This is a genomic window from Streptomyces sp. NPDC015127, assembly GCF_043080095.1.
GTDB lineage: Bacteria > Actinomycetota > Actinomycetes > Streptomycetales > Streptomycetaceae > Streptomyces.
Window position 1 is genome coordinate 196,830 of record NZ_JBIBVE010000006.1, and the last position, 22,701, is coordinate 219,530.

23 protein-coding genes are annotated in these 22,701 nt (G+C 71.6%); 12 read left to right on the top strand and 11 right to left on the bottom strand.

The features are described from left to right. Positions 1 to 15: 15 nt before the first annotated feature. Positions 16 to 1,092, bottom strand: a complete 1,077-nt coding sequence (locus tag ACF08N_RS14145; protein ID WP_392324860.1) for a glycoside hydrolase family 5 protein — start codon at positions 1,090 to 1,092, stop codon at positions 16 to 18. A gap of 250 nt (positions 1,093 to 1,342) precedes the next feature. Then, a complete protein-coding gene (locus ACF08N_RS14150; RefSeq protein WP_392324861.1) occupies positions 1,343 to 2,704 on the bottom strand; it encodes a glutamine synthetase family protein in 1,362 nt (453 codons plus the stop codon). Between the two features lie 241 nt (positions 2,705 to 2,945). Here ACF08N_RS14150 and ACF08N_RS14155 point away from each other — a divergent pair, with 241 nt between their 5' ends. The 5 genes from ACF08N_RS14155 (at position 2,946) to ACF08N_RS14175 (ending at position 7,269) form a co-directional block, all read left to right on the top strand. Beyond that, positions 2,946 to 3,353, top strand: coding sequence for a hypothetical protein (locus ACF08N_RS14155; protein WP_392324862.1), 408 nt, complete (start codon positions 2,946 to 2,948; stop codon positions 3,351 to 3,353). Between the two features lie 66 nt (positions 3,354 to 3,419). Further along, entirely contained in the window at positions 3,420 to 4,067 is a 648-nt protein-coding gene (locus tag ACF08N_RS14160; RefSeq protein WP_392324863.1) for a DUF3105 domain-containing protein, read from the top strand. A 5-nt stretch (positions 4,068 to 4,072) separates the two neighbouring features. After that, positions 4,073 to 4,744, top strand: a complete 672-nt coding sequence (locus ACF08N_RS14165) for a DUF305 domain-containing protein (RefSeq protein WP_392324864.1) — start codon at positions 4,073 to 4,075, stop codon at positions 4,742 to 4,744. Between the two features lie 221 nt (positions 4,745 to 4,965). Further along, entirely contained in the window at positions 4,966 to 5,385 is a 420-nt protein-coding gene (locus ACF08N_RS14170) for a CBS domain-containing protein (RefSeq protein ID WP_392324865.1), read from the top strand. Positions 5,386 to 5,511: 126 nt separating this feature from the next. Further along, positions 5,512 to 7,269 carry an NAD+ synthase gene (locus ACF08N_RS14175; protein WP_392324866.1) on the top strand — a complete coding sequence of 586 codons (1,758 nt, stop codon included), beginning with the start codon at positions 5,512 to 5,514 and terminating at the stop codon, positions 7,267 to 7,269. Here ACF08N_RS14175 and ACF08N_RS14180 read toward each other — a convergent pair. The 4 genes from ACF08N_RS14180 to ACF08N_RS14195 form a co-directional block, all read right to left on the bottom strand. Then, entirely contained in the window at positions 7,238 to 8,470 is a 1,233-nt protein-coding gene (locus ACF08N_RS14180; protein ID WP_392324867.1) for an MFS transporter, read from the bottom strand. The genes ACF08N_RS14175 and ACF08N_RS14180 overlap by 32 nt on opposite strands. A gap of 434 nt (positions 8,471 to 8,904) precedes the next feature. After that, a complete protein-coding gene (locus ACF08N_RS14185) occupies positions 8,905 to 9,930 on the bottom strand; it encodes an endonuclease/exonuclease/phosphatase family protein (RefSeq protein WP_392324868.1) in 1,026 nt (341 codons plus the stop codon). Positions 9,931 to 10,205: 275 nt separating this feature from the next. Beyond that, positions 10,206 to 10,931: a TetR/AcrR family transcriptional regulator gene (locus ACF08N_RS14190; RefSeq protein ID WP_392324869.1), complete on the bottom strand. Its 726-nt coding sequence runs from the start codon at positions 10,929 to 10,931 to the stop codon at positions 10,206 to 10,208. 32 nt (positions 10,932 to 10,963) lie between these two features. After that, on the bottom strand, positions 10,964 to 12,571 hold the full coding sequence (locus ACF08N_RS14195) for an MFS transporter (RefSeq protein WP_392324870.1): 1,608 nt from the start codon (positions 12,569 to 12,571) through the stop codon (positions 10,964 to 10,966). Between the two features lie 155 nt (positions 12,572 to 12,726). On the opposite strand from ACF08N_RS14195, the gene panB reads away from it, so the two are divergent. From panB to ACF08N_RS14210, 3 genes are all read left to right on the top strand, one after another. Beyond that, positions 12,727 to 13,599 carry a 3-methyl-2-oxobutanoate hydroxymethyltransferase gene (panB, locus tag ACF08N_RS14200; protein WP_392324871.1) on the top strand — a complete coding sequence of 291 codons (873 nt, stop codon included), beginning with the start codon at positions 12,727 to 12,729 and terminating at the stop codon, positions 13,597 to 13,599. Positions 13,600 to 13,725: 126 nt separating this feature from the next. Next, positions 13,726 to 14,094 (top strand): cupin domain-containing protein, encoded by a 369-nt coding sequence (locus tag ACF08N_RS14205; RefSeq protein ID WP_392324872.1) that lies wholly within the window; start codon positions 13,726 to 13,728, stop codon positions 14,092 to 14,094. Positions 14,095 to 14,385: 291 nt separating this feature from the next. Then, a complete protein-coding gene (locus ACF08N_RS14210) occupies positions 14,386 to 15,183 on the top strand; it encodes a site-2 protease family protein (protein WP_392324873.1) in 798 nt (265 codons plus the stop codon). A gap of 5 nt (positions 15,184 to 15,188) precedes the next feature. Here the strand turns inward: ACF08N_RS14210 and ACF08N_RS14215 are convergent, their stop codons facing one another. Further along, positions 15,189 to 15,377, bottom strand: a complete 189-nt coding sequence (locus ACF08N_RS14215) for a hypothetical protein (RefSeq protein ID WP_392324874.1) — start codon at positions 15,375 to 15,377, stop codon at positions 15,189 to 15,191. A gap of 114 nt (positions 15,378 to 15,491) precedes the next feature. Further along, a complete protein-coding gene (gene npdG / locus ACF08N_RS14220) occupies positions 15,492 to 16,205 on the bottom strand; it encodes an NADPH-dependent F420 reductase (protein ID WP_392324875.1) in 714 nt (237 codons plus the stop codon). Positions 16,206 to 16,299: 94 nt separating this feature from the next. On the opposite strand from npdG, the gene ACF08N_RS14225 reads away from it, so the two are divergent. Beyond that, on the top strand, positions 16,300 to 16,920 hold the full coding sequence (locus tag ACF08N_RS14225) for a hypothetical protein (RefSeq protein WP_392324876.1): 621 nt from the start codon (positions 16,300 to 16,302) through the stop codon (positions 16,918 to 16,920). 396 nt (positions 16,921 to 17,316) lie between these two features. Here ACF08N_RS14225 and ACF08N_RS14230 read toward each other — a convergent pair whose 3' ends face one another. Then, entirely contained in the window at positions 17,317 to 17,544 is a 228-nt protein-coding gene (locus tag ACF08N_RS14230) for a hypothetical protein (RefSeq protein ID WP_392324877.1), read from the bottom strand. An 89-nt stretch (positions 17,545 to 17,633) separates the two neighbouring features. Here ACF08N_RS14230 and map point away from each other — a divergent pair, with 89 nt between their 5' ends. Together map and ACF08N_RS14240 are read left to right on the top strand one after the other, a co-directional pair. Next, the gene (map, locus tag ACF08N_RS14235) at positions 17,634 to 18,491 is read left to right on the top strand and encodes a type I methionyl aminopeptidase (RefSeq protein ID WP_392324878.1); all 858 of its coding nucleotides are present in this window, start codon (positions 17,634 to 17,636) and stop codon (positions 18,489 to 18,491) included. 125 nt (positions 18,492 to 18,616) lie between these two features. Then, positions 18,617 to 19,276, top strand: a complete 660-nt coding sequence (locus ACF08N_RS14240; protein ID WP_392324879.1) for a heme oxygenase (biliverdin-producing) — start codon at positions 18,617 to 18,619, stop codon at positions 19,274 to 19,276. Positions 19,277 to 19,291: 15 nt separating this feature from the next. Here the strand turns inward: ACF08N_RS14240 and ACF08N_RS14245 are convergent, their stop codons facing one another. After that, positions 19,292 to 20,074 carry a PhzF family phenazine biosynthesis protein gene (locus ACF08N_RS14245; protein WP_392324880.1) on the bottom strand — a complete coding sequence of 261 codons (783 nt, stop codon included), beginning with the start codon at positions 20,072 to 20,074 and terminating at the stop codon, positions 19,292 to 19,294. A 164-nt stretch (positions 20,075 to 20,238) separates the two neighbouring features. On the opposite strand from ACF08N_RS14245, the gene ACF08N_RS14250 reads away from it, so the two are divergent. Then, positions 20,239 to 21,228, top strand: a complete 990-nt coding sequence (locus tag ACF08N_RS14250) for a hypothetical protein (RefSeq protein WP_392324881.1) — start codon at positions 20,239 to 20,241, stop codon at positions 21,226 to 21,228. Between the two features lie 596 nt (positions 21,229 to 21,824). Here ACF08N_RS14250 and ACF08N_RS14255 read toward each other — a convergent pair. Beyond that, positions 21,825 to 22,592 (bottom strand): bifunctional DNA primase/polymerase, encoded by a 768-nt coding sequence (locus tag ACF08N_RS14255; protein ID WP_392324882.1) that lies wholly within the window; start codon positions 22,590 to 22,592, stop codon positions 21,825 to 21,827. Positions 22,593 to 22,701: the final 109 nt, after the last annotated feature.

Sequence of the window (22,701 nt, forward strand, 5' to 3'; positions counted from 1 at the left end):
GAGTGAACGGCGGGCTCAGCTTCTGATCCGCTCGCGGACCCAGACACCCGCGGGCTTGAGGACGCCGGTGCCGGCGAAGGTGCCTGCGCTGCAGGCGCCTCGTTTGAAGACCGAAAGGTCGCGCTCGTTGTCGGAGACGGCCCAGTTCGTCCAGCTGATCTTCTTCTTCGCCATCAGGTCGACGAATTTCTGCGCCATGGGGAAGTCATTGCCGTACCCCTTCCATGACGCCGTGCCCCACTCCGTGACGAACATCGGAAGCGTGGCGGAAGCCCGGTCCAGGGCCGCAAGAGATGCCTCCCGCGCCTCCGGCGCATAGAAGTGGAACGCATACATGACGTTCTCGGTGCTCAGGGGAGCGTTGACGACGGTTTTCTCGTCGGAGAATTCGTGCAGGCCGAGTGAGGACCAGGCCGGTGTGGGGACAAGGATCACGCTGTCGGGATCGCGGGAGCGGATCACCGGAATGACGGCATCCGCGTAGCTCTTGATGCGTTCCCAGCTCACCCCGTGGGGCTCATTGGCGATCTCGTAGAGCACGTTGTTCCTGTGCTTGTGCCGTTCGGCGATCTGCTCGAAGAACGTGCGCGCCTCGGCGAGGTCCTCGTGCGGGTCCCCCGGGTTGATCATGTGCCAGTCGACGATGACGTACATGCCACGGGCACTGGCCCGGTCGATCAACCGGCTTGCCAGTTCGGTGAATTTCCGGGGATTCGTTTCGTACCCGCCCTCTCGCGCGTACGTCGCGACACGGAGGACATCCACCTTCCAGTCGTAGGCCAGGGCGTCCAATGCACCGTCGGTCAGGCAATGGGCGTACCACTGCGTGCCGTGGGTGCTCATCCCCCTCAGCTGAACGGGATTTCCCGATTCGTCGCACAGGTGCGCACCGCAGACGCGAACCGTTCCGTGATTCCTGACCGGGGTCGCGTGCTTGGCAGAGATCCCGTTCTTGACCGGGGTTCTGGAATGCGTTGCGGATCCGGTGGCGTCGCCGCACGCCGTGTTCACCGCGAGGAGGCCGAGCGCCGAGGCCATGACGAGGGCGGACCGGACGACCCAACGGCCACTGGAATTCAGCGAGCGACGCACGGCGGGCTCTCTTTCCCCGGATGGTGCTCAGGACGGTGATCACCGACCAGTGTGGAGAAATGAGCGGTTTCAGGTGCTACGGCGCCGATCCGCGTCACCCGAGCGGCAGGGCACATTCACCCTCACGGCCCGGGGATGCCACCCTCACCGGCCACCAGACGGCCCCAGGCCGCTCAGACGCCTCCGGGCCCACGGTCGGCGACCGTGGGCCCGGAGAGGCGTGCAGGGCGAAACCGCCGCTGACCTGCGTCTACAGCACAGGCAGCGACTTGCGCAGCTCGAAGGCCGTGACCTCGGAGCGGTACTCCTCCCACTCCTGCTTCTTGTTGCGCAGGAAGAAGTCGAAGACGTGCTCGCCCAGCGTCTCGGCCACGAGCTCGCTGCGCTCCATCAGGTCGATCGCCTCGCCCAGGTTCTGCGGGAGCGGGGCGATGCCCATCGCGCGGCGCTCCGCGTCCGAGAGCGCCCACACGTCGTCGTCCGCGCCGGCCGGGAGCTCGTAGCCCTCCTCGATGCCCTTGAGTCCCGCGGCGAGCAGGACCGCGTAGGCCAGGTACGGGTTGCAGCCCGAGTCCAGCGAGCGCACCTCGATACGGGCCGAGCCGGTCTTGCCCGGCTTGTACATCGGGACGCGGATCAGGGCCGAACGGTTGTTGTGGCCCCAGCAGATGTACGAGGGGGCCTCGCCGCCGGAGCCCGCCGTACGGGCCGAGCCGCCCCAGATGCGCTTGTAGGAGTTGACCCACTGGTTGGTGACGGCCGAGATCTCGGCGGCGTGCCGCAGCAGGCCCGCGATGAACGAGCGGCCGACCTTGGAGAGCTGGTACTCGGCACCGGACTCGTAGAAGGCGTTGCGGTCGCCCTCGAAGAGGGACAGGTGGGTGTGCATGCCCGACCCGGGGTACTCCGAGAACGGCTTCGGCATGAACGTCGCCTGGACACCCTGCTCCAGGGCGACCTGCTTCATGACCAGGCGGAACGTCATGATGTTGTCGGCCGTCGACAGCGCGTCCGCGTAGCGCAGGTCGATCTCCTGCTGGCCCGGCGCGCCCTCGTGGTGGCTGAACTCCACCGAGATGCCCATGGACTCCAGCATCGTGATGGCCTGCCGGCGGAAGTCCATGCCCACGTTCTGCGGGGTGTGGTCGAAGTAGCCGGAGCTGTCCGCGGGCGTCGGGCGGGTGCCGTCGACCGGCTTGTCCTTCAGCAGGAAGAACTCGATCTCCGGGTGGGTGTAGAAGGTGAAGCCCAGGTCGGAGGTCTTGGCGAGGATGCGCTTCAGTACGAAGCGCGGGTCCGCGAAGGACGGCGACCCGTCGGGCATCAGGATGTCGCAGAACATCCGGGCGGTGCCGGGGGCCTCCGCGCGCCAGGGCAGGATCTGGAAGGTGCCCGGGTCCGGCTTGGCGATCATGTCCGACTCGTAGACGCGCGCGAAGCCCTCGATCGCGGACCCGTCGAATCCAATGCCCTCGTCGAACGCCTGCTCCAGCTCCGCGGGCGCCACGGCGACGGACTTGAGGAAGCCGAGCACGTCGGTGAACCACAGGCGTACGAAGCGGATGTCGCGCTCCTCGAGCGTGCGGAGCACGAATTCCTGCTGCTTGTCCATGTCTGCGTTCCTACCCATCCTTGCCGGTCCCGCCGCCTGTCTGCCGTCTGCCTGCCGCCCCCCGAGCATGCCATTCACGCGTTTCAGGCGCGTTGCGCAGCGCAGCTGTGCCCATTGTGGGTCAGGGCACATCCCGAGACGACCCTGAGGGGTCACCCAGTCGTCCCGGACCGGGGTCGGATGCCAGGTTTCCCTCCCCATCCGGCCTCTCCCGCCCGCACGCCTACTACGATCTCGGGCCATGAGGGGTTCGCGGAGCGACCGCGTCTCGCGCACTGCGCGTCCCACGGCTCTGCTGAGCTCCGTGGCGACGCTGCTCGGCGCGCTCTTCCTCTGCCTGAGCCCGTCGGGTCCCGCGCCCCACCAGGGGGCCGTGCACGAGGCGGCCGCAGCCGCGCAGGCGCCGGGCGCCTCCCGGGGCGGGGCCGAGCCGGCGGCCGTGTTCGGCTGCCCGTACGACCGCGGCGACTGCGGTCTGCTGCCGGTGCTGAGCCCGGCGGTGCTCACGGCGCCCCCGCTCGACGCCCCTCCGGCGGCGGAGGCCCAGATCCCGTACACGGCGGCGCCGGCCGACGGCGGCGGACCGCGGTGGACAGGCGTCCTGCCCCGCGCCCCCGACCTGCACGTCCTTCAAGTGCTGCGGGCGTGATCCGCCCGCTCGCTTCCGCGCACCGACCGACAGCCCCCCGCAGACCTCACGAAGGACGACCCCACGATGGCTTCCCGCAACACGACCAACGAGCGCCGGGCCCGAATAGAGCAGATGCGCCGCGCCGAGCAGGCCCGCGAGCGCCGCAACCGCATCATCACGATCACCATCAGCACCGTCGTCGTCGCCGCACTCGTCGGCTTCGGCGGTTTCGTGCTCAACAAGAAGTCCGAGGAGAAGGACCAGGAGGCCGCGGCGGCGAAGGCCCCGGTCACCGGCGAGCAGACCTGGGACGCCAAGAAGCTGGGCCGCAACCACGTCGAGACCCAGGTGTCGTACGAGATGGCTCCGCCCGTCGGCGGCGACCACAACCAGGTGTGGATGAACTGCAACGGCGACGTCTACACCGAGCCCGTCCCGGACGTGAACGCCGTCCACTCGCTGGAGCACGGCGCGGTCTGGGTGACGTACACCGACAAGGCCGCCGAGGCCGATGTGAAGAAGCTCGGCGAGAAGGTCAAGAAGACGCCGTACTCGCTGATGAGCCCGTACAAGGACCAGAAGGGCGCGATCATGCTGAGTGCCTGGGGCAAGCAGGTCACGGTGGACTCGGCCGACGACCCGCGGGTGAACCAGTTCTTCACCAAGTACGTCCAGGGCCCGCAGACGCCCGAGCCCGGAGCGGCCTGCACGGGCGGGCTGAGCGGCAAGTGAGCGGCATGACGCGTACGCACTGGGCCGCTGTCACGGCGGTCGTGCTCGCGCTGCTGTTCGCCGGGGCCGCGACGGTGGCCTCGGCGGGCGGGGACACCTCCGCCTCGCGTACGCCCGGGGCCGGTTCGGCCGACGCCGGATTCGCCCGGGACATGTCGGTCCACCACCAGCAGGCGGTGGAGATGTCGTTCATCGTCCGGGACCGGACGAAGGACGAGGAGGTGCGCAGGCTCGCGTACGACATCGCCAACACGCAGGCCAACCAGCGCGGCATGATGCTGGGCTGGCTCGACCTGTGGGGGCTGCCCAAGGTCGTCGCCGACCGCGCGCCGATGCAGTGGATGGACCGGGCCGCGGACGGCTCGTCCGGGCACGGGTCCGCGCACGGCGGACACGGCTCCGGCGAGGCCGGGGACGGGCGGCTGATGCCGGGCATGGCGACGAAGGGCGAGCTGGAGCGGCTGGACGGGCTCAGCGGCAGGCAGGCGGAGATCCTCTACCTCCAGCTGATGATCAACCACCACAACGGCGGCGTGGCCATGGCCCAGGGCTGTGTGGAGCTGTGCACGGTCGGTACGGAACGCGATCTGGCGCAGGGCATGGTGGACGCCCAGCGCTCGGAGGTCGAGCTGATGGTCGCCCTGCTGAAGAAGCGCGGCGCCCAGCCGCTCGCCTGACGCGCACCCCGAAGGATCGCTCCCCGGCCCGTCACCGCTCCTGGTGACGGGCCGGGGCGCGTGCCGGGCCGCTCCGCGCCGGCCGGCCCGTCCTCCGGAACGACGCCGTCACCGAAGCCGCCCGGCGGTACGGCGCCGGTGTCCGCAGCGGTCGCGTACGCCGAAAGGCGCAACCACAATGGGATGGCTCGGGGCCTTTCGGCATCCAGGAGGCACGTTCGATGACCATCGCCAGTGAGATCATGCACCGGGGAGCCCAGTGGATTCCCGCGCACGAGACCCTCGACCGCGCCGCACAGATGATGCGCGACATGGACGTGGGCGCCCTGCCCATCGCGGACGCCGACGAACGTCTCTGCGGCATCCTGACCGACCGTGACATCGTCGTCGGCTGCGTGGCCATGGGGCACGACCCGTCGAAGGTGACGGCGGGCGAGATGGCCAAGGGCACGCCGCGCTGGGTCGACGCGAATGCCGACGTGGGCGAGGTGCTGCAGGAGATGCAGGGCCACCAGATCCGCCGCCTGCCGGTGATCGAGAACAAGCGCCTGGTGGGCATGATCAGCGAGGCCGATCTGGCAAAGCACCTGTCCGAGGAGCAGATCGCGGCCTGGGTGGAAAGCGTCTACGCCCGATCCTGATCCCCTCGATGCGTTCCGGGTGGACCGGTCACGGCCAAGGGCCGCGGTCCACCCGGGGCGGCGCGGGGCCGCACCGGTCGGCCGACCCCACGACATCGCGTCAGAAAGACGATTAGACTGAGCCGCGTGCCTCAACTACGCCTCGCCCTGAATCAGATCGACTCGACCGTCGGCGACATCGCCGGCAACGCCGAGGCGATCGTGCACTGGACCCGGCACGCAGCCGAGCAGGGGGCCCACCTCGTCGCGTTCCCCGAGATGATGCTGACCGGGTACCCGGTCGAGGACCTGGCCCTGCGGTCGTCCTTCGTCGAGGCGTCCCGCGCCGCGCTGCGCGCGCTCGCCGCCCGGCTCGCCGCCGAGGGGTTCGGAGACCTCCCGGTCGTCGTCGGGTATCTGGACCGCGCGGAGACGGCCCGGCCCAAGTACGGCCAGCCCGCCGGCGCCCCGCAGAACGCCGGCGCGGTGCTGCACCGCGGCGAGGTGGTACTGACCTTCGCCAAGCACCACCTGCCCAACTACGGCGTGTTCGACGAGTTCCGGTACTTCGTGCCCGGCGACACCATGCCGGTCGTCCGCGTACGCGGCATCGACGTCGCGCTCGCGATCTGCGAGGACCTGTGGCAGGACGGCGGCCGGGTGCCTGCGGCCCGCAGCGCGCGGGCCGGCCTGCTGGTCTCGATCAACGCCTCGCCGTACGAGCGGGAGAAGGACGACACCCGCCTGGAGCTGGTGCGCAAGCGCGCCCAGGAGGCCGGCTGCACCACCGCGTACCTGGCGATGATCGGCGGACAGGACGAGCTCGTCTTCGACGGCGACTCCATCGTCGTGGGCGCCGACGGCGAAGTGATCGCCCGCGCCCCGCAGTTCGCCGAGGGCTGTGTCGTCCTGGACCTGGACCTGCCGGCGGCCGCGGCAGACGCGCCCACCGGTGTCGTGGACGACGGCCTCGCCATCGACCGCGTCGTGCTGTCCGAGGAGCCGCTGCCCGCCTACGAGGCCGAGCTCGCCGGCGGGTACGCCGACCGGCTCGACGACGACGAGGAGGTGTACTCCGCGCTGGTCGTCGGCCTGCGGGCGTACGCCGCCAAGAACGGCTTCCGCTCGGTCCTCGTCGGCCTCTCCGGCGGCATCGACTCCGCGCTCGTCGCGGCCATCGCCTGCGACGCGCTCGGCGCGCAGCACGTGTACGGCGTCTCGATGCCGTCGAAGTACAGCTCCGAGCACTCCAAGGACGATGCCGCCGAGCTGGCCCGCCGGACGGGGCTGAACTTCCGGACCGTGCCGATCGAGCCGATGTTCGACGCGTACATGGGCGCGCTGGGTCTCACCGGGCTCGCCGAGGAGAACCTCCAGTCGCGGCTGCGCGGCACGATGCTGATGGCCCTCTCCAACCAGGAGGGCCACATCGTTCTCGCGCCGGGCAACAAGTCCGAGCTGGCGGTGGGCTATTCGACGCTGTACGGCGACTCGGTCGGCGCGTACGGGCCGATCAAGGACGTCTACAAGACGTCCGTCTTCCGGCTCGCGAAGTGGCGCAACCGGGCCGCCGAGGAGCGCGGCCAGACGCCGCCGATCCCGGAGGCGTCGATCACCAAGCCGCCGAGCGCCGAGCTGCGCCCGGGCCAGGTGGACACCGACTCCCTGCCGGACTACGACGTGCTGGACCGGCTCCTGGAGCTGTACGTCGACCGCGACCAGGGCAAGGACGCGATCGTGGCGGCCGGTTTCGACGAGGAGCTGGTGACGAGGACGCTGCGGCTGGTGGACACGGCGGAGTACAAGCGGCGCCAGTACCCGCCGGGCACCAAGATCTCGGCCAAGGGCTTCGGCAAGGACCGGCGGCTGCCGATCACGAACCGGTGGCGCGAGACGACGAGCTGACCGTCTCGGGCGTACGGGGGTTTCCCGCGGCGATCACGCGGGAGGCCCCCGTCGTCGTACGGTCCCGGTCCAGCAGCCCGGCCGCCGCCGCGATTCCAAGGCCCACCACGGCGAGGACCGCACCGACGAAGGCGGGGGACGTCCAGCCCCAGCCGGCCGCGATGGCGGCGCCGCCGAGCCAGGCGCCGCCCGCGTTGGCGAGGTTGAAGGCCGAGTGGTTGGAGGCCGAGGCGAGCGTCGGGGCGTCCTGCGCCTTCCGCATCACCAGCATCTGCAGCGGTGTGGTGGTCAGGAAGCCGACCGCACCGAGGACGACGACGGCCGTGAGCGCGAGCCATGGGGTGTGCACGGTGAAGGGGAACGCGACCAGGACAAGGGCGAGGGCGGCGAGGGAGCCGTACAACGTCGGGCGCAGCGCCCGGTCGGTGAGCGGTCCGGCGACGAGCGCGCCGAGCGTCATGCCGATGCCGAACAGGGCGAGCACCAGCGTGACGGACGGCTCACCGAGGCCCATGGCCTCGGTGGTCATCGAGGCGAGGTACGCGTACACGGCGAAGACGCCGGCGAACCCGAAGACGGCGGTGAGCAGCCCGAGGACCACCTGCCGGCTGCCGAGCGCGCGCAGCTCGCGGCCGACGCCCTGGTGGGCGTCGAGCGGCATCTGCGGGACGAGCCGGGCGAGGGCGGCCATCGCGACGAGGCCGATGCCGGTGACGACGAGGAACGTGGCGCGCCAGCCGAGGTGTTGACCGAGTGCGGTGGCGGCGGGGACGCCGACGATGTTGGCGACGGTCAGGCCGAGGAACATCGTGGCGACGGCGCGCGCCTGCCGGTTCTCGCTGACCAGCCGGGCGGCGACGACGGCGCCGACGCCGAAGAACGCGCCGTGCGGCAGCCCGGCGAGGACGCGGCCCGCGAGGAGGGTGCCGAAGCCGGGGGCGAGGGCGGAGGCGAGGTTGCCGACGATGAAGAGCGCCATGAGCAGCAGGAGCATCCGCTTGCGTGGCACGCGGGAGCCGAGGCCGGTCAGCAGCGGGGCGCCGATGACGACGCCGAGTGCGTAGGCGGAGACGAGGTGGCCGGCGGTGGGGACGGAGGTACCGAGATCGTCGGCGACATTGGGCAGGAGGCCCATCATGACGAATTCGGTGGTGCCGATGCCGAAGGCGGATACGGCGAGGGCGAGTAGCGCCAAGGGCATGGAGGGTGAGCCTTTCCGAGTAAGTTCGTTCTCGGAACAAATGCTCGCAGATGTTTTGTTCCCGACGGTGAACACGGGATTGCGCGCAGATTCCCCACCCCTCCCCTACGGCCTGGCGGCCGTGGGTGGTACCCCATCCCGAACCGGGGCTGCGCCTCAGACCCTGGTACCGCGCTTCGCGCAGATTCCCCACCCCTCCCCCCTACGGCCTGGCGGCCGTGGGTGGGGGTACCTCCCACGCCGCCAGGCGTAGGGGGAGTGCCCCCGGACGGGCTGGATTTCGCTCCGCGAAATCAGCCCCGCCGCCGCGGGCTTGGGGCAGAGCCCCAGCGAAGGCGCCGCGCAAAACCAGCCCCGCGGGCGATTGAGGCGCGGGGGTCCGGGGGCGGAGCCCCCGGTTCGGGGAGGGGTGGGGTGGGGTGGGGTGGGGAACGTCACAGGTCGATGCGCGCCGCGATCGGCAAATGGTCGCTCGCCGTCCTCGGCAGGGTCCAGGACGAGACCGGCTCCACACCCCGCACCATGATCTGGTCGATCCGCGCCATCGGGAACCCCGCCGGCCAGCTGAAGCCGAAGCCGTCCCCGGCCGCCCCCTGCGTCGAGCGCATCTGGGACGTGACCGCGTTCAGGGAGCGGTCGTTCATCGTGCCGTTGAGGTCGCCGAGCAGCACCACGCGGTCGAGACGCTCCCGGGCGATCGCCTCGCCCAGCGCGTCCGCGCTGTTGTCGCGCTGGTTGGCCGTGAAGCCGGCGTTCAGCTTGACGCGCACGGACGGCAGGTGTGCCACGTACACGGCGACCTCGCCGCCCGGCGCAGCGACCGTGGCGCGCATCGCGCGGGTCCAGCCGAGCCGGATGTCCACGGGGGCCGTACCGGCGAGCGGGTACTTGCTCCACAGTCCGACCGTGCCCTCGACCGCGTGGTACTTGTACGTCTCGGCCAGCGCCTTCTCGTACGCCGCCACCTGCCCGGCGGGCAGTTCCTGCAGCGCGAGCACGTCCGCGCCCGACGCCGCGACGTCCAGCGCGGTGCCGGCCGGGTCGGGGTTGCCGGCGTTCACGTTGTGCGTGGCGACCGTCAGATCGCCGCCGGTCGCCGCGGACTTGCCCGTGAGCAGACCGCCGAACAGGTTGAGCCAGACCGTCAGCGGCAGGAGCAGCGCGATCAGCGCCGTGGCCGAGCGGCGCACCAGCGCGCCGACGAGGATCAGCGGCACGAACAGGCCGAGCCACGGCAGGAACGTCTCCGTGAGGCTGCCGAGGTTGCCGATCCGGTTGGGGATCTGCGCGTGCATGATCATCAGGAACGCCACCAGCACGGCGCACAGCGCGAGCAGCACGCCCCGCCGCCAGATGCCCCGGTCTCCGCGCCAGCGCTCCAGCAGGCTCCGGAAGCGGGGACCGGATGGCCGCGTTCCCGCCGTGCCGTTCCCCGTCTCCGCCGTGTACGCCTGCGCCATAGAGCTGTCCTCACTGCCTTGCTGTCACACCGGTGGCGCGCCGCGCCGCTCCCCCGAGCCCGGGGCCCCGGTCCCAGAAGGACCCTAGGCCGTGGGTCCCGGGGGCCCCTCGGCACCCTAGGGGATGACCGGTGGTCACTCCGCCGTCCGTGGACGGCCGTACTGCCTCGATGACGACCGTTCCGCGGACCGGGTTCCTGGTATCGGCCCAGGTGGGGCGGCTGTGACAGAACGCGCACATTCGCGTTGCCGCGGCGGGGCGGGGGGCGCCGCGATCAGCTGGGCGGCCGCACTCCGTTCAGCACGCTGTCCACGATCCGCTCGGCGCTGCCCGGTCCGGGCGTGGACTCGGGCCGCAGCACGGTGCGTACGAGCATGGGCCCGACGAACAGGTCACCGAGCAGGTCGAAGTCGACGTCGGCGCGTATCTCCCCGGTCTCGACGCCGCGCCGCAGGACGGCTTCCAGGCGCTCGCGGCGGGGGGTGACGGCGATGCGGTGGTACATCTCCCACAGCGTGGGATAACTCTGCATCTGCGCGAAGACGTTGTGCAGGAGGGCGGAGGAGCGCTTGGCGAGACCGCGGCTGCGCATCGTCTCGACGAGGGCCACGAGGTCGTCGCGTACGGAGGTGCCGGGGAGAGGCGGGTCGACGGGTTCCATGGAGCGGACGACGTCGACGAGGAGCGACTCCTTGCCCTCCCAGCGGCGGTAGATGGTGGCCTTGCCCACGCCGGCGGTGCGGGCGATGCGCTCGATGGAGAGGTCGGCTATGGACACGCCCTCCTCGAGGAGGCGGACGACGGCGTCGATGATCGACCGCTCGACGGCCTCACTGCGGGGCCGCCCACGGCGCGTCGGCGGGGCGGCCCCGTGCGGCCCCGCCGCGTGCGTGTCGGGCCCTGACGCCTGTGGGCCGTGCGCGCCCCGCGTGCCGGCGCCCGCCCCGTGCGCGTCGTGATGCTGACCCCGGGGCACCGTCGCTCCGCCTCTCGCCGCCATCCGGCCATTCTCCCGCAGGCTCTTCACACCGATCACTCCCCTGGCGGCTTCGCCCCCGCCGGCGCCCGCTCGGCAGCGGGCGCCCCCTGCGCCGGACCGGTCCGGCCCGGGAGGAACACCCCCACCACCAGCGCGCCGATCAGCGCCACGCCCGCCGATCCCAGCGCCGTCAGGTGCATCGCGCTCACGAATGCCTCCTGCGACGGGGCCGTCAGCGCCTCACCCGCCGGGCCCAGGCGCTGCGCCGCGCCCAGGGTCGCCTCGATCGACTCGCCCGCCTCCTGCCGGGCCCCTGGCGGCAGGCCGGTGAGGTGGGGCTCGATCTCGCCCCGGTAGTGCGCGGACAGCACCGAGCCGAGCACCGCGACGCCCAGGGCGCCGCCCACCTGCCGGAACGTGTTGTTGATCGCCGAGCCCGAGCCGGCCTTCTCCCTCGGCAGCGTCTGCATCACGGCCACCGTCACCGGCGTCATGACGTGCGCCATGCCCGTGCCCTGGACGAAGAAGACGGTCTCCAGCACCCACAGCGGCGTCGACGCGTCCAAGAACCCGAACGAGCCGAGACCTGCCGCGACCATCAGCATGCCCACCGCGCACACGGCGCGTGCGCCGAAGCGGTCCACGACCAGACGGGCCCGCGGGGCGAACACCACCTGCGTCACCGCCAGCGGCACCATCAGCATCCCGGTCTCCAGCGCGCTGTGGCCCCGCACGCTCTGCAGATAGAACGCGGAGATGAAGGTCACGCCCATGAGCGCGAAGAAGCCCAGGGCGCCCGCGGCGATGGAGGCGGCGAACGCCGGCCTGCCGAAGTACGACATGTCGATCGCCGGGTGGTCGCTCCGCTTCTCGTGCAGCACGAAGCCGGCCAGCACCACGACGCCGGCCAGGAGAGGGAGGACCACGGAGGGGGCAGTGAAGTCGGCGAGCTCGCCGCCGTGGATGATGCCGGACACCAGCAGGACGAGGCCGACGACGGACAGGATGACGCCGATCGGGTCCGTACGGCCCGGATCCGGGTCCTTCGACTCGGGGACCAGCAGGACCATCGCCACCAGGGCGATGATCACGACCGGCACGTTGACCAGGAAGATCGAGCCCCACCAGAAGTGCTCCAGCAGCAGTCCTCCGGTGATCGGGCCGAGCGCGACGGCGACGCCGACGCTGCCGGTCCAGATGCCGATCGCCCTGGGCTGTTCGTCGCGCTCGAAGACGTTCATCAGGACGGCGAGCGTGGCCGGCATGACGAAGGCCGAGCCGAGGCCCATCATGGCCCGGTAGGCGATCAGCTCGACGGGAGAGGCGGAGAACGCGGCGAGCGCCGACCCCACGCCGAAGACGGCGACGCCGAAGAGCAGCACCTTCTTGCGGCCGATGCGGTCGCCGAGCAGTCCCGCCGTGAAGAGCAGTCCGGCGAAGACGAGCGTGTACGCGTTGATCGCCCACTCCAGCTGCCCCTGGGTGGCGCCGAGGCCGGTGGGCGGGGGTGCGGCGATCGTCCGCACCGCCACGTTCAGGATCGAGTTGTCGAGTACCACCATCAGCAGGCTGAGCATCAGGACGGCGAGGATCGCCCAGCGTCTGCGGTGGACGGCCTCGGGTACGCGGGGAGCCGTGGCGGCCCCGGAGGGGCTGGTCATGGACCCAGCCTAACCATTTCGATACGAAACCGTCTCGTAAAGAAACTCCGCGACACGAGGTCCTCTTCCGTCCGGGCGGCACGTAGTGCCACCATGGAGGCGGTCCGGGGACGCCGTCAGGGCGCCTCGAGATGACAACAGGGAGCCGATCAGCCATGACGCTTCAGGCTGCGCAGAACCAGGCCGCCGCCCGCCCCTCCGACAGCAAGGCGCTCTACGGCGGCTCGCAGCGGCGGCGCATCACCGTCCACGACATCACCGCCGCCAAGGAGCGGGGCGAGAAGTGGGCCATGCTCACCGCGTACGACGCGATGACCGCGTCCGTCTTCGACGAGGCCGGCATCCCGGTCATGCTGGTCGGGGACTCGATGGGCAACTGTCACCTCGGCTACGAGACCACCGTGCCGGTGACGATGGACGAGATGACGCTGCTCTCCGCCGCGGTCGTCCGGGGCACCAGGCGCGCCCTGATCGTCGGCGACCTGCCGTTCGGCTCGTACCAGGAGGGACCGGTCCAGGCCCTGCGCAACGCGACCCGGCTGGTCAAGGAGGCGGGCGTGGGCGCGGTCAAGCTGGAGGGCGGCGAGCGCTCGCTCGCACAGACCGAGCTGATCGTCGAGTCCGGCATCCCGGTCGTCTCCCACCTGGGCCTGACCCCCCAGTCCGTGAACACCATGGGCTACCGCGTGCAGGGCCGCGGCGACGAGGCCGCCCACCGGCTGCTCCGCGACGCCAAGGCGGCACAGGACGCGGGCGCGTTCGCGCTCGTGCTGGAGCTGGTGCCGGCCGAGGTCGCCGCCGAGGTCACCCGCTCCCTGCACATCCCCACCATCGGTATCGGCGCCGGACCCGACACGGACGCGCAGGTCCTCGTATGGACCGACATGGCGGGTCTGACGGGCGGCAAGGTGCCGCGCTTCACCAAGCAGTACGCGGACCTGCGCCGGACGCTCGGCGACGCGGCGAAGGCGTTCGCGGAGGACGTCCGGGGCGGGGCGTTCCCCGCCGAGGAGCACACCTTCCACTGACCACTGCCGGTACGGACGACAGCCCGCCGATCTTCCCCCGTCGGCGGGCTGTCGGCATGCGCCCCGGCGTAGTGTGAGAAGTGGACTCGGGGGCTGTCCCGCAACGCCGCCAGGAGGCGGATGACCATGGCCGGAATTGTGAGCAGAACGTTCGACAAGGCCGACGAGACAAGGGAGTTCACGGAAGGCAAGGGAAGGCTCGACCTCCTCAACACGGACCAGGGGCCGGTCGGCCGGGCCGTCTTCGAGCCGGGCTGGCGCTGGTCCTCCCACGTCAAGCCCATCGCCGGAACGGACAGCTGCATGGCCGCCCACACGGGCTACGTCGTCAGCGGCCGGATGAAGATCACCATGGATGACGGCGAGACGGTGGACGTGGAACCGGGCCAGTTCATCACCGTCGCCCCCGGGCACGACGCCTACGTCGTCGGCGACGAACCGTGCGTCATGCTCGACTGGGTCGGCTTCGGGGACTACGCGAAGGCCGGTTCCTGACCCTCTCCCGCCCCGTTCCCGAGGCGCCGATCTGCGCGTGACCCGCTCCTGATCTGTGCGACCAGCGGCCGTCGACGGTGCGCCGGCCTCGTGTCGGCGCTCCGTCGGCGGCCGTCGTGTGCCCGGCACCGTGGCCTGCTCGCCGGGGACGCTGCCGCCCCCGTGCGGGTGGGCAAGGAACCGGGGAGGCCCCCGGCGACGTTGTCCCCCTGTCACCGGTACGGTCTACTGCGCACCACTCCCCGCCAGCCGTACGGTCCCGCACGCCCGCGTCCCCAGGAGCCGAACCCTATGACCACCGCTGCCAGAGCCCACAGCGAGCGAAGGATCAGTCCCGTGTTCATCGGGATCGCCGCGGTGACGGCGGTGACGGGCTGGGCCGTGTGGACGGACTTCGCGGCCAGCCCCGGACTCGCGGTCTTCCTGTTCGTGGTCTCGGCATGGATCGTCTCGCTCTGTCTGCACGAGTACGCGCACGCCCGTACCGCGCTGCACGGCGGTGACATCTCGGTCGGCGCCAAGGGCTATCTGACGCTCAATCCGCTGAAGTACACGCACGCCCTGCTGAGCATCGCGCTGCCCGTCATCTTCGTGATCATGGGCGGCATCGGCCTGCCCGGCGGCGCCGTCTTCATCGAGATGCACCGCATCCGGCAGCGCTGGAAGCACAGCCTGGTCTCCGCGGCGGGCCCGCTGACGAACGTGCTGTTCGCCGCCGTGTGCACCGCGCCGTTCTGGCTGGGGGCGCTCGACGGGGTGCCGGTGCCCTTCCGGCTCGCGCTCGCGTTCCTCGCGATGCTCCAGGTCACGGCCGCGATCCTGAACTTCCTGCCGGTGCCCGGCCTCGACGGCTACGGCGTGATCGAGCCCTGGCTGTCGTACAAGGTGCGCCGTCAGGTGGAGCCGTTCGCGCCGTTCGGTCTGCTCGCCGTCTTCGTGATCCTGTGGATCCCCGAGGTCAACGGCGTGTTCTTCGACGCGATACACGGCGTGATGGACGCGCTCGGCGTGCAGCAGATCGAGATCTACTGCGGCCGGGACCTGTTCACCTTCTGGGACGGGCAGAACGAGTTCTGCGTCGCCGGCTGACCGCCTCAGGCCGGCGGGGCGTCCGCCCCGCGCTGCGCCTTCGCGCGGCGGATGTAGTACCAGGCCATGTTCGACGACAGGCCCGCGAGCAGCACCCAGACGATCCCGAGCCACATGCCCTGCGTGAAGGACACCACCGCCGCGGCGACGGAGAGCACGCAGACGACGAGGGAGTAGAGAGCGAGGCGGGGCATGGGGTACGGCTCCTGTCGGGTCCATCGGGCGGGGGCACCTCCCACGCCCGCCGGGGCGTCGGGGAGGTACGTCCCCCCAGTGTCCCCCATGCCCCGTCGCTCTCCGGACGCCGGTCAGACGTCGGTGACGCGCAGTCCCGCGTGCGCCTTGTAGCGGCGGTTCACCGAGATCAGGTTGGCGACGAGCGACTCGACCTGGTGCGCATTGCGCAGCCGGCCGGCGAACACCCCGCGCATGCCGGGGATGCGGCCGGCGAGCGCCTGGACGATGTCGGTGTCCGCCCGGGACTCGCCGAGCACCATCACATCGGTGTCGATCTCGTCGATCGACTCGTCCTGGAGCAGCACGGCGGACAGATGGTGGAAGGCCGCGGTCACCCGCGAGTCCGGCAGCAGCGCGGCGGCCTGCTCGGCGGCGCTGCCCTCCTCCGGCTTCAGCGCGTACGCCCCCTTCTTGTCGAAGCCGAGCGGGTTGACACAGTCGACGACCAGCTTGCCCGCGAGCTCCTTCTGCAGCGTCTCCAGAGTCTTGGCGTGGCCGTCCCACGGCACCGCCACGATCACGATGTCGCTGAGCCGGGCGCACTCGGCGTTGTCGGCGCCCTCGACACCGAGGCCGAGCTCCGCCGCGGCCGCCTCCGCGCGCCCGGCGGACCGCGAGCCGATGATCACGCGCTGGCCCGCCTTGGCCAGCCGGTAGGCGAGCCCGCGGCCCTGGTCGCCGGTGCCGCCGAGGACACCGACGACGAGGCCGGAGACGTCGGGGAGGTCCCAGGGATCCTTGGCCGGGGCCTTCGGCGCGGTGCCCGCGCTGTCATTCGAAGTCATGGCCCGACCTTACTTCCTGGTACGCCGCTCCCGAACGGGTGAGCCGGGGCCAATCGCGCCCGGGCGGCGGGCCCGTGGGGCAGGATGCGCCTCCATGGATGCCGTACGCGTCGCGCTGCTGCGCGAAGTCCTCGCGGGGACGGGGTGGCCGGCCGCGACCCGGCACTTCGCCGGGGTGCTGCGCACCTCCGTGGTCCAGCGGGGCGGCGGGCTGCTGCTGGTGGGCACGCGGGAGTACGAGCCGTGGCACCTGGCCGCGCATCTGGTGGACGAGGCCGCCTGGTCAGGCCTGCCGGAACTGGAGCCCACCCTCGTACGCCACCGGGTGCGCCCCGGCGACCGGGTCCATCTGTCCGTCGGGCTCGGCCGGCTGGAGGCGGCCCGCCGGGGCGAGACGCTGCTGCTCGTGGCACCCGAGCTGCCCGACGCGGGCCTGCTGGAGCGGGTGCACGACGCGCGGCGTGCAGGGGCGACGGTGCTCGCGCTGGAGGGCGGCGAGCCGGAGGTGCAGGGCCTCGCGCACGAGGCGCTGACGGTACCGGCGGCGGGGGCGAAGGGGCCGGGCGCGGAGATCGACATCGACATGGTGCAGCACCTGGTGAGCGCGGCGGCCGGGGAGAACGGCGCGCCCGCGCGGCGGGGGCGGCTGCGTCTGCGCGACCGGCTGTCGCGCCTGGCGGACCAGCTGACCGAGCCGCCACCGGCCCGCTGGTAACGCCGGGCCCGTGCGTGCGGGTCCGCGCTCCGGTCGCGGGCGGCCGCCCGATCGGCGCTCGTGCCCGGCCGGCGGCCCCGGCCGGGACGTACATCGGTTGCCGACGGCTGTCAGGGGCGTCGACCATGGTCGCCCGTGACCTCCAAGCTCTCCGCGAGGGAGTGCTCGGCGGGGTCGGTCCGGTTCGTGCTGCTCAGCCCTGACCAGCGGCTGGACGTCGCGCGTACGACGACACGGGCTCTTCGTGGTATTCGGCGCGGCGGGCTGGACGGCCTTGCCGGCGGGCTTCCTGTGGGCAGCGCTCTCGTCGGGGCTCCGCCCCGAGCCCCGCGCCTCAAACGCCGGCGAGCCTGGATCTGCCCGCCGGCACCCGGGGCGCAGGGCGGGATGTGTCCCCTACTCCCCCTCTCGGCGCGACGCCCCGTCGTGCCAGCGGGGGTCGTTCTCCCACTCGAGGTTCCGTTCGCGCGCCGTCTCCATCGCGTGCTCCGCCTCGGCGCGGGTCGTGTACGGCCCGAAGCGGTCCTTCGCCGGGCACTCCGGGCCTTCTTCGACCTTCTTGTGCTGCAGGCAGTAGTACCACTCGCCCGGTTTGCCCACCGTGCGCTTCTTGAACAGGGCCATCGTCGGCTCCTTCCTCCAGGGCCATGCTGCCCCATGGGCCTGCGCCTACGCCCGGCGGTGGGCAGGGAGACCCCGGTTAGACTCGCGGCATGTCTGGCCAGTCGCTGCTCGTTCCCGGGGTGGTCTCCCCCACCCGTTCCGTTCCCGCCTCCATCCCCCGTCCCGAGTACGTCGGCAAGCCCGCGCCGACCCCGTACACCGGACCGGAGGTCCAGGACTCCGACACCATCGAGCGGATGCGCATCGCCGGGCGCATCGCCGCGCAGGCGATGGAGGAGGCCGCCAAGCACATCTCGCCCGGCGTGACGACGGACGAACTCGACCGTGTCGCGCACGAGTTCCTGTGCGACCACGGCGCCTACCCGTCGACGCTCGGCTACCGCGGCTTCCCCAAGTCGCTGTGCTCCTCGGTCAACGAGGTCATCTGCCACGGGATTCCGGACTCCACCGTCCTGCGCGACGGCGACATCGTGAACCTGGACGTGACCGCCTACATCAATGGCGTGCACGGCGACAACAACGCCACCTACCTGTGCGGTGACGTCGACGAGGAGTCGCGGCTGCTGGTTGAGCGGACGCGGGAGTCGCTCAACCGCGCGATCAAGGCGGTCAAGCCGGGCCGGCAGATCAACGTCATCGGCCGGGTCATCGAGTCGTACGCCAAGCGCTTCGGCTACGGCGTGGTCCGTGACTTCACCGGCCACGGCATCAACTCGTCCTTCCACTCCGGCCTGATCGTCCCGCACTACGACGCGGCGCACGCGACCACGGTCATCCAGCCGGGGATGACGTTCACCATCGAGCCGATGCTGACGCTCGGGACGTACGAGTACGACATGTGGGCGGACGGCTGGACGGTCGTCACGAAGGACCGCAAGCGCACGGCGCAGTTCGAGCACACGCTGGTGGTGACCGACACGGGCGCGGAGATTCTCACGTTGCCGTGACCCGTTAGGCGGGTAGGGTTTTTACCGACAGGCCGTCGGGAACAGGTTGACTTAGGTAAGCCTAAGTAGAAAGATCGGTCGTGGCAACGGCCCTGTTCCCGTCCCTTCGGCCCTGGAGGCCCGCCTTGGACGCAACCGGCACGCCCTTCTCGACGCTCATCCGCGAAGCCTCGCACGAGCAGCACACCCGGGCCGAGACCTCCTCCTTCATGAGTGATCTGCTGGGCGGCCGGCTCGGTGTGGCGGCGTACGCGCGCTACACGGAGCAGCTCTGGTTCGTCTACCGGGCACTGGAGGACGCGGCCGGCACGCTGCGGGACGATCCGGTCGCGGGGCCCTTCGTCCGGCCCGAGCTGATGCGCACCCCGGCCCTGGAGCGCGATCTCGCGCACCTGCGGGGCCCCCGCTGGCGGTCGGGCCTCGGCGCACTGCCCGCGACCGCCGCGTACGCCGCGCGGATCGCCGCGTGCGCCCGCGACTGGCCCGCGGGGTACGTGGCGCACCACTACACCCGCTACCTGGGGGACCTGTCCGGCGGGCAGATCATCCGCGACCGGGCGGAGAAGACGTGGGGGTTCGCGCGCAAGGGCGACGGCGTGCGGTTCTACGTCTTCGAGGAGATCCACAACCCCGCGGCGTTCAAGCGGACCTACCGAGAGCTGCTGGACGCGGTGGAGGTGGACGACCTGGAGAAGAAGCGGATCGTCGACGAGTGCAGGCGGGCCTTCGACCACAACAGCGCGGTGTTCCACGAGCTGGGCGCGGAGTTCCCGCTCAGCGCCTGAGCTGCCGGGCCCGGGTCAGGGCATCGTGACCGCGTGCGGGAGGCGGGACCGCTCGGCGCGCCGCAGAGGCGCGATACGGCCCGAGCTCCCGAGCGCCGGCTCAGCCTCGGCCGACGCGGAGGCCGAGACCGCGGGCCGTGCGAGGCGTACGCGGCCCCCGATCTCGACGATGCCGTCCGGCCCCGGCGCGGTCAGGATCTGCGACCCCTGGCCCTGGGTGATGTTCAGCGCCCGGCCCAGCCGGTCGGTGAGCAACAGGGCCGCCGCGCCCGTCGCCTCGTCCTCCGCGATGCAGTCGTCGCGCCGCGGGAACGCCCGCGCCCGCACGCGTCCGGCCGCCTCGTCCTCCCAGGCCCAGGCGTAGAGCCAGCCCTCGCCGGGCGGCGGGGCGGGCAGGGCGTCGACCTCGGCGGGGGACGCGTACTGCACGAGCTGCCGCGGCGGCGCCCACTCGGCGCGCGCGGTGATCCAGGTGAACTCGCCGTCGTGGCGCGCCCACACCTCGCCCGCCGGCGGGCGGACGGCGTCGAGGTCCAGCAACCAGGCCGTGCCGACGAGGGGGTGTCCGGCGAACGGCAGCCGCAGACCGGGCGTGTAGATGTCGACGACGCCTCGCTCCTCGTCGTCGACGAACACCGTCTCGCTGTAACCGAGTTCGTCGGCGCGCGCCTGCCGGGACGCCCGGTCCGGGTAGCGGCGCGCGTCGCGCACGACGCCGAGGGTGTTGCCGAACCGGCCGTCGCCGGCACAGAAGACCTGGAGCACGTCGATGATGTCGAGCACGTCGCGTTCGTTCACGCGGGCATTCAAGCATCCCGGCCCGCGGGGCGGCGTCCGCGTTCGTCGCGTGCGCCACGGTCCGGTCACGGTGTGGGTGCGGTAACCGGTCCAGGCGCTCGGCCTGTTCCCGGCCCCGGTAGGGTTCGGACGGTCAGTGCGGGGCGAGGAGCAGAAGGCAACCGATGAGAAGGCTGGGTCGGGCGGCGACGGGGCTCGCGGCGACAGTGGTGCTGTCCCTGACGGCGAGCGCGTGCGTGACAATTCACGGAGAGCTGGAGGTCGTCCCGTCGGCGACGGAGGCAGAGGCCGCGAAGGCACTCGCCGACTTCACCGCGGCGTACAACAAGGCCGACAAGGCGTACGACCCCGCCCTCGACGCGCAGCACGTCACCGGGGCGCTCGGCGCCATAAACCAGGCCGGTCTCAAGGCCCGTCAGGTCAACTTCCCCGACGGCAACCCCCGGCACGTTCCGCTGGAACTCGGGGACGCCACGTACATCATCCCGAAGAAGGCGGGCTGGCCGCGCTGGTTCGTCGCGGACACGGACTCCAACCGCGACCGGGACAACGGCGGCGACCTGGACAACCGCTGGCTCGTCGTCTTCGTCCGGGCCGGTGTCCAGGACACGTGGAAGGCCGCGTACCTGGCGATCATGTCGCCGAAGGAGATCCCGGCGTTCAAGCGGGACGCGGAAGGCCACGTGGAGCCGGTCGCGCCGGACGACGCGGCGCTCGCGGTCGCCCCGCGCAACCTGAGCGAGGACTACGCCTCGTACCTGCAGAACGGCACGCCCGAGCACTTCAAGGCGGGGCCGCACACGTCGGGCTGGCGCGAGACGCGCAAGAAGAACGCGTCCGTGCTGGGCATGTCCACGCAGTACATCGACCAGCCCCTGGACACGGGCGCGTTCGCGCCGCTGGGGCTCGTCACCCAGGACGGCGGCGCCTTCGTGTTCTTCTCCGTGAAGAACTTCGAGCGTCAGACCGCTGCCGAGGGCGTACAACTGAAGATCATCCCGGATGTGAAGGCGCTGCTCACCGGCGAGGTGAAGTCCACGATCACCAAGGAGCGGGTCTCCAGCCAGGTGGTCACGGTGCCGGTGGGCAGCGGCGGCGGACAGCCGGACATACTGGCGAGGTTGACGGGCCTGACGGCAGCCAAGGGCTCGTAGCGGTACGGGCGGGGCCCGCGACGCGGGCGCCCCCGCGGGTGCGGCGCGGTGCAAGTGCCGGGCGCCCTCGCGGGCGCGGGGCGCCGCGGGCGGGCACCGATGCGGCTCGCCTGCCGCATGCCCTCGCGAGTGCGGGCGCCGCCCCGCGGGTGATGCCGGGTGACCTCGCGAGTGCGGACGCCACGATGTGAGCGCGGGCTCCGACCGCGTCAAGGGAACGTGGCCGCACGGGAGTCGGATGCATCGCACAGGGCGGGCCGATGCAACAGGGCGGGGCCGCACGGGAGTCGGGCGCCTCGGGCAGGCGCTCGGCGCGGCGCAAGAGACGGGCGCCCGCAGGGGCAGCCGGCGCAACGGCTCGTGGCCGCACGGGAGTCGGGCGCCTCACGCAAGGGCGGGTGGCGCAAGAGCGCGGGGCCGCACGGGAGTGAGACGCCTCGCCCAGGGCCGGGCCGGCGCAACGGCGCGGGACCGTGCGAGAGACGGGCGCCTCCCGCAGGGGCAGCCGGCGCAACGGCGCGGGGCCGCAGGGGTGTCGGGCGCCTCGGGCAGGCGCTCGGTGCGGCGCAAGAGACGGGCGGCTCGTGCGGTGCGGGTCAGCGGCCGAGGGGCCAGGCGGCCTCGTGGTGGGCGGCGTGGTCGTCCTCGCCCGCCATGTGCCGCGCGCACGCGTCCGTCAGCGTCTCCAGCAGGGTCAGCGGGTCGGGCAGCGGATGCTCCACCCCGCGCACCCAGACGACCTCGGCCTCGCCGGGCAGGCGGGCCGGCGGCACCAGCACGTAGCTGCCGCGGCAGTGCCAGCGCAGCCCGGGGTGCTCGTCCCTCGTCTCGGGGTGGCAGTCCAGCTCGCAGGGCCACCACTCGTCCTCGTCCTCCGGCGTGCCCCGCGTAGCCGTGAAGAACAGCATCCGGCCCCGCTCCCCGGCGCCACCGGACTCGGCCACGGGACCGACGTCGATGCCTTGTGCCAGCAGTCGCTCCAGAGCACTGCGACCGGCCTCCAACGGAACGTCCAGGACGTCGTGGACCATGCCGGTCGCGGTGATGAAGTTGGCCTCGGGCTGGTTGCGGGCCCAGCGCTCGATCTGTGCCCGGTCGGTCGTGGACTGCGTCTGCCAGGCGAAGGACACGGGATGCGTGGCCGGGATGGGACAGCCGATGCGCTCACAGGAACAGCTGGGGCCGACGGGATACGCGGCGGGTGCGAGCGGCAGTCCGGCAGCGGCGGTGGCCAGGAGCAGGACCTCGCGCTGCGAGTCCTCCGTCTCGGTGTTCCCGGTGCGGCGGCGCAGCCACTGGGCCAGCCTGCTCTCCCGGGACGTCCTGCCCTCCGTGCCGCGGAAGCGGCCGATACCGTCGCCCATCTATCCCCTCACAGCTCGCACTCGCCCCATGCGGACAATGCCATCGTCCCACCATCCTGCGCTGCCGGTGGCCACAGTCCCCAACCGGGGTACCGGCTCATGTGTTCCC

Excerpts from the sequence above, each read along its gene's own strand:
- ACF08N_RS14150 (WP_392324861.1), bottom strand. The coding sequence starts at position 2,704 with ATGGACAAGCAGCAGGAATTCGTGCTCCGCACGCTCGAGGAGCGCGAC.
- panB (WP_392324871.1), top strand. The coding sequence starts at position 12,727 with ATGACGCTTCAGGCTGCGCAGAACCAGGCCGCCGCCCGCCCCTCCGAC.
- ACF08N_RS14255 (WP_392324882.1), bottom strand. The coding sequence starts at position 22,592 with ATGGGCGACGGTATCGGCCGCTTCCGCGGCACGGAGGGCAGGACGTCC.
- ACF08N_RS14180 (WP_392324867.1), bottom strand. The coding sequence starts at position 8,470 with ATGCCCTTGGCGCTACTCGCCCTCGCCGTATCCGCCTTCGGCATCGGC.
- ACF08N_RS14185 (WP_392324868.1), bottom strand. The coding sequence starts at position 9,930 with ATGGCGCAGGCGTACACGGCGGAGACGGGGAACGGCACGGCGGGAACG.
- npdG (WP_392324875.1), bottom strand. The coding sequence starts at position 16,205 with ATGACTTCGAATGACAGCGCGGGCACCGCGCCGAAGGCCCCGGCCAAG.
- ACF08N_RS14205 (WP_392324872.1), top strand. The coding sequence starts at position 13,726 with ATGGCCGGAATTGTGAGCAGAACGTTCGACAAGGCCGACGAGACAAGG.
- ACF08N_RS14170 (WP_392324865.1), top strand. The coding sequence starts at position 4,966 with ATGACCATCGCCAGTGAGATCATGCACCGGGGAGCCCAGTGGATTCCC.
- ACF08N_RS14155 (WP_392324862.1), top strand. The coding sequence starts at position 2,946 with ATGAGGGGTTCGCGGAGCGACCGCGTCTCGCGCACTGCGCGTCCCACG.
- ACF08N_RS14230 (WP_392324877.1), bottom strand. The coding sequence starts at position 17,544 with ATGGCCCTGTTCAAGAAGCGCACGGTGGGCAAACCGGGCGAGTGGTAC.
- ACF08N_RS14250 (WP_392324881.1), top strand. The coding sequence starts at position 20,239 with ATGAGAAGGCTGGGTCGGGCGGCGACGGGGCTCGCGGCGACAGTGGTG.
- ACF08N_RS14225 (WP_392324876.1), top strand. The coding sequence starts at position 16,300 with ATGGATGCCGTACGCGTCGCGCTGCTGCGCGAAGTCCTCGCGGGGACG.
- ACF08N_RS14210 (WP_392324873.1), top strand. The coding sequence starts at position 14,386 with ATGACCACCGCTGCCAGAGCCCACAGCGAGCGAAGGATCAGTCCCGTG.
- ACF08N_RS14165 (WP_392324864.1), top strand. The coding sequence starts at position 4,073 with ATGACGCGTACGCACTGGGCCGCTGTCACGGCGGTCGTGCTCGCGCTG.
- ACF08N_RS14215 (WP_392324874.1), bottom strand. The coding sequence starts at position 15,377 with ATGCCCCGCCTCGCTCTCTACTCCCTCGTCGTCTGCGTGCTCTCCGTC.
- ACF08N_RS14190 (WP_392324869.1), bottom strand. The coding sequence starts at position 10,931 with ATGGCGGCGAGAGGCGGAGCGACGGTGCCCCGGGGTCAGCATCACGAC.
- map (WP_392324878.1), top strand. The coding sequence starts at position 17,634 with ATGTCTGGCCAGTCGCTGCTCGTTCCCGGGGTGGTCTCCCCCACCCGT.
- ACF08N_RS14195 (WP_392324870.1), bottom strand. The coding sequence starts at position 12,571 with ATGACCAGCCCCTCCGGGGCCGCCACGGCTCCCCGCGTACCCGAGGCC.
- ACF08N_RS14160 (WP_392324863.1), top strand. The coding sequence starts at position 3,420 with ATGGCTTCCCGCAACACGACCAACGAGCGCCGGGCCCGAATAGAGCAG.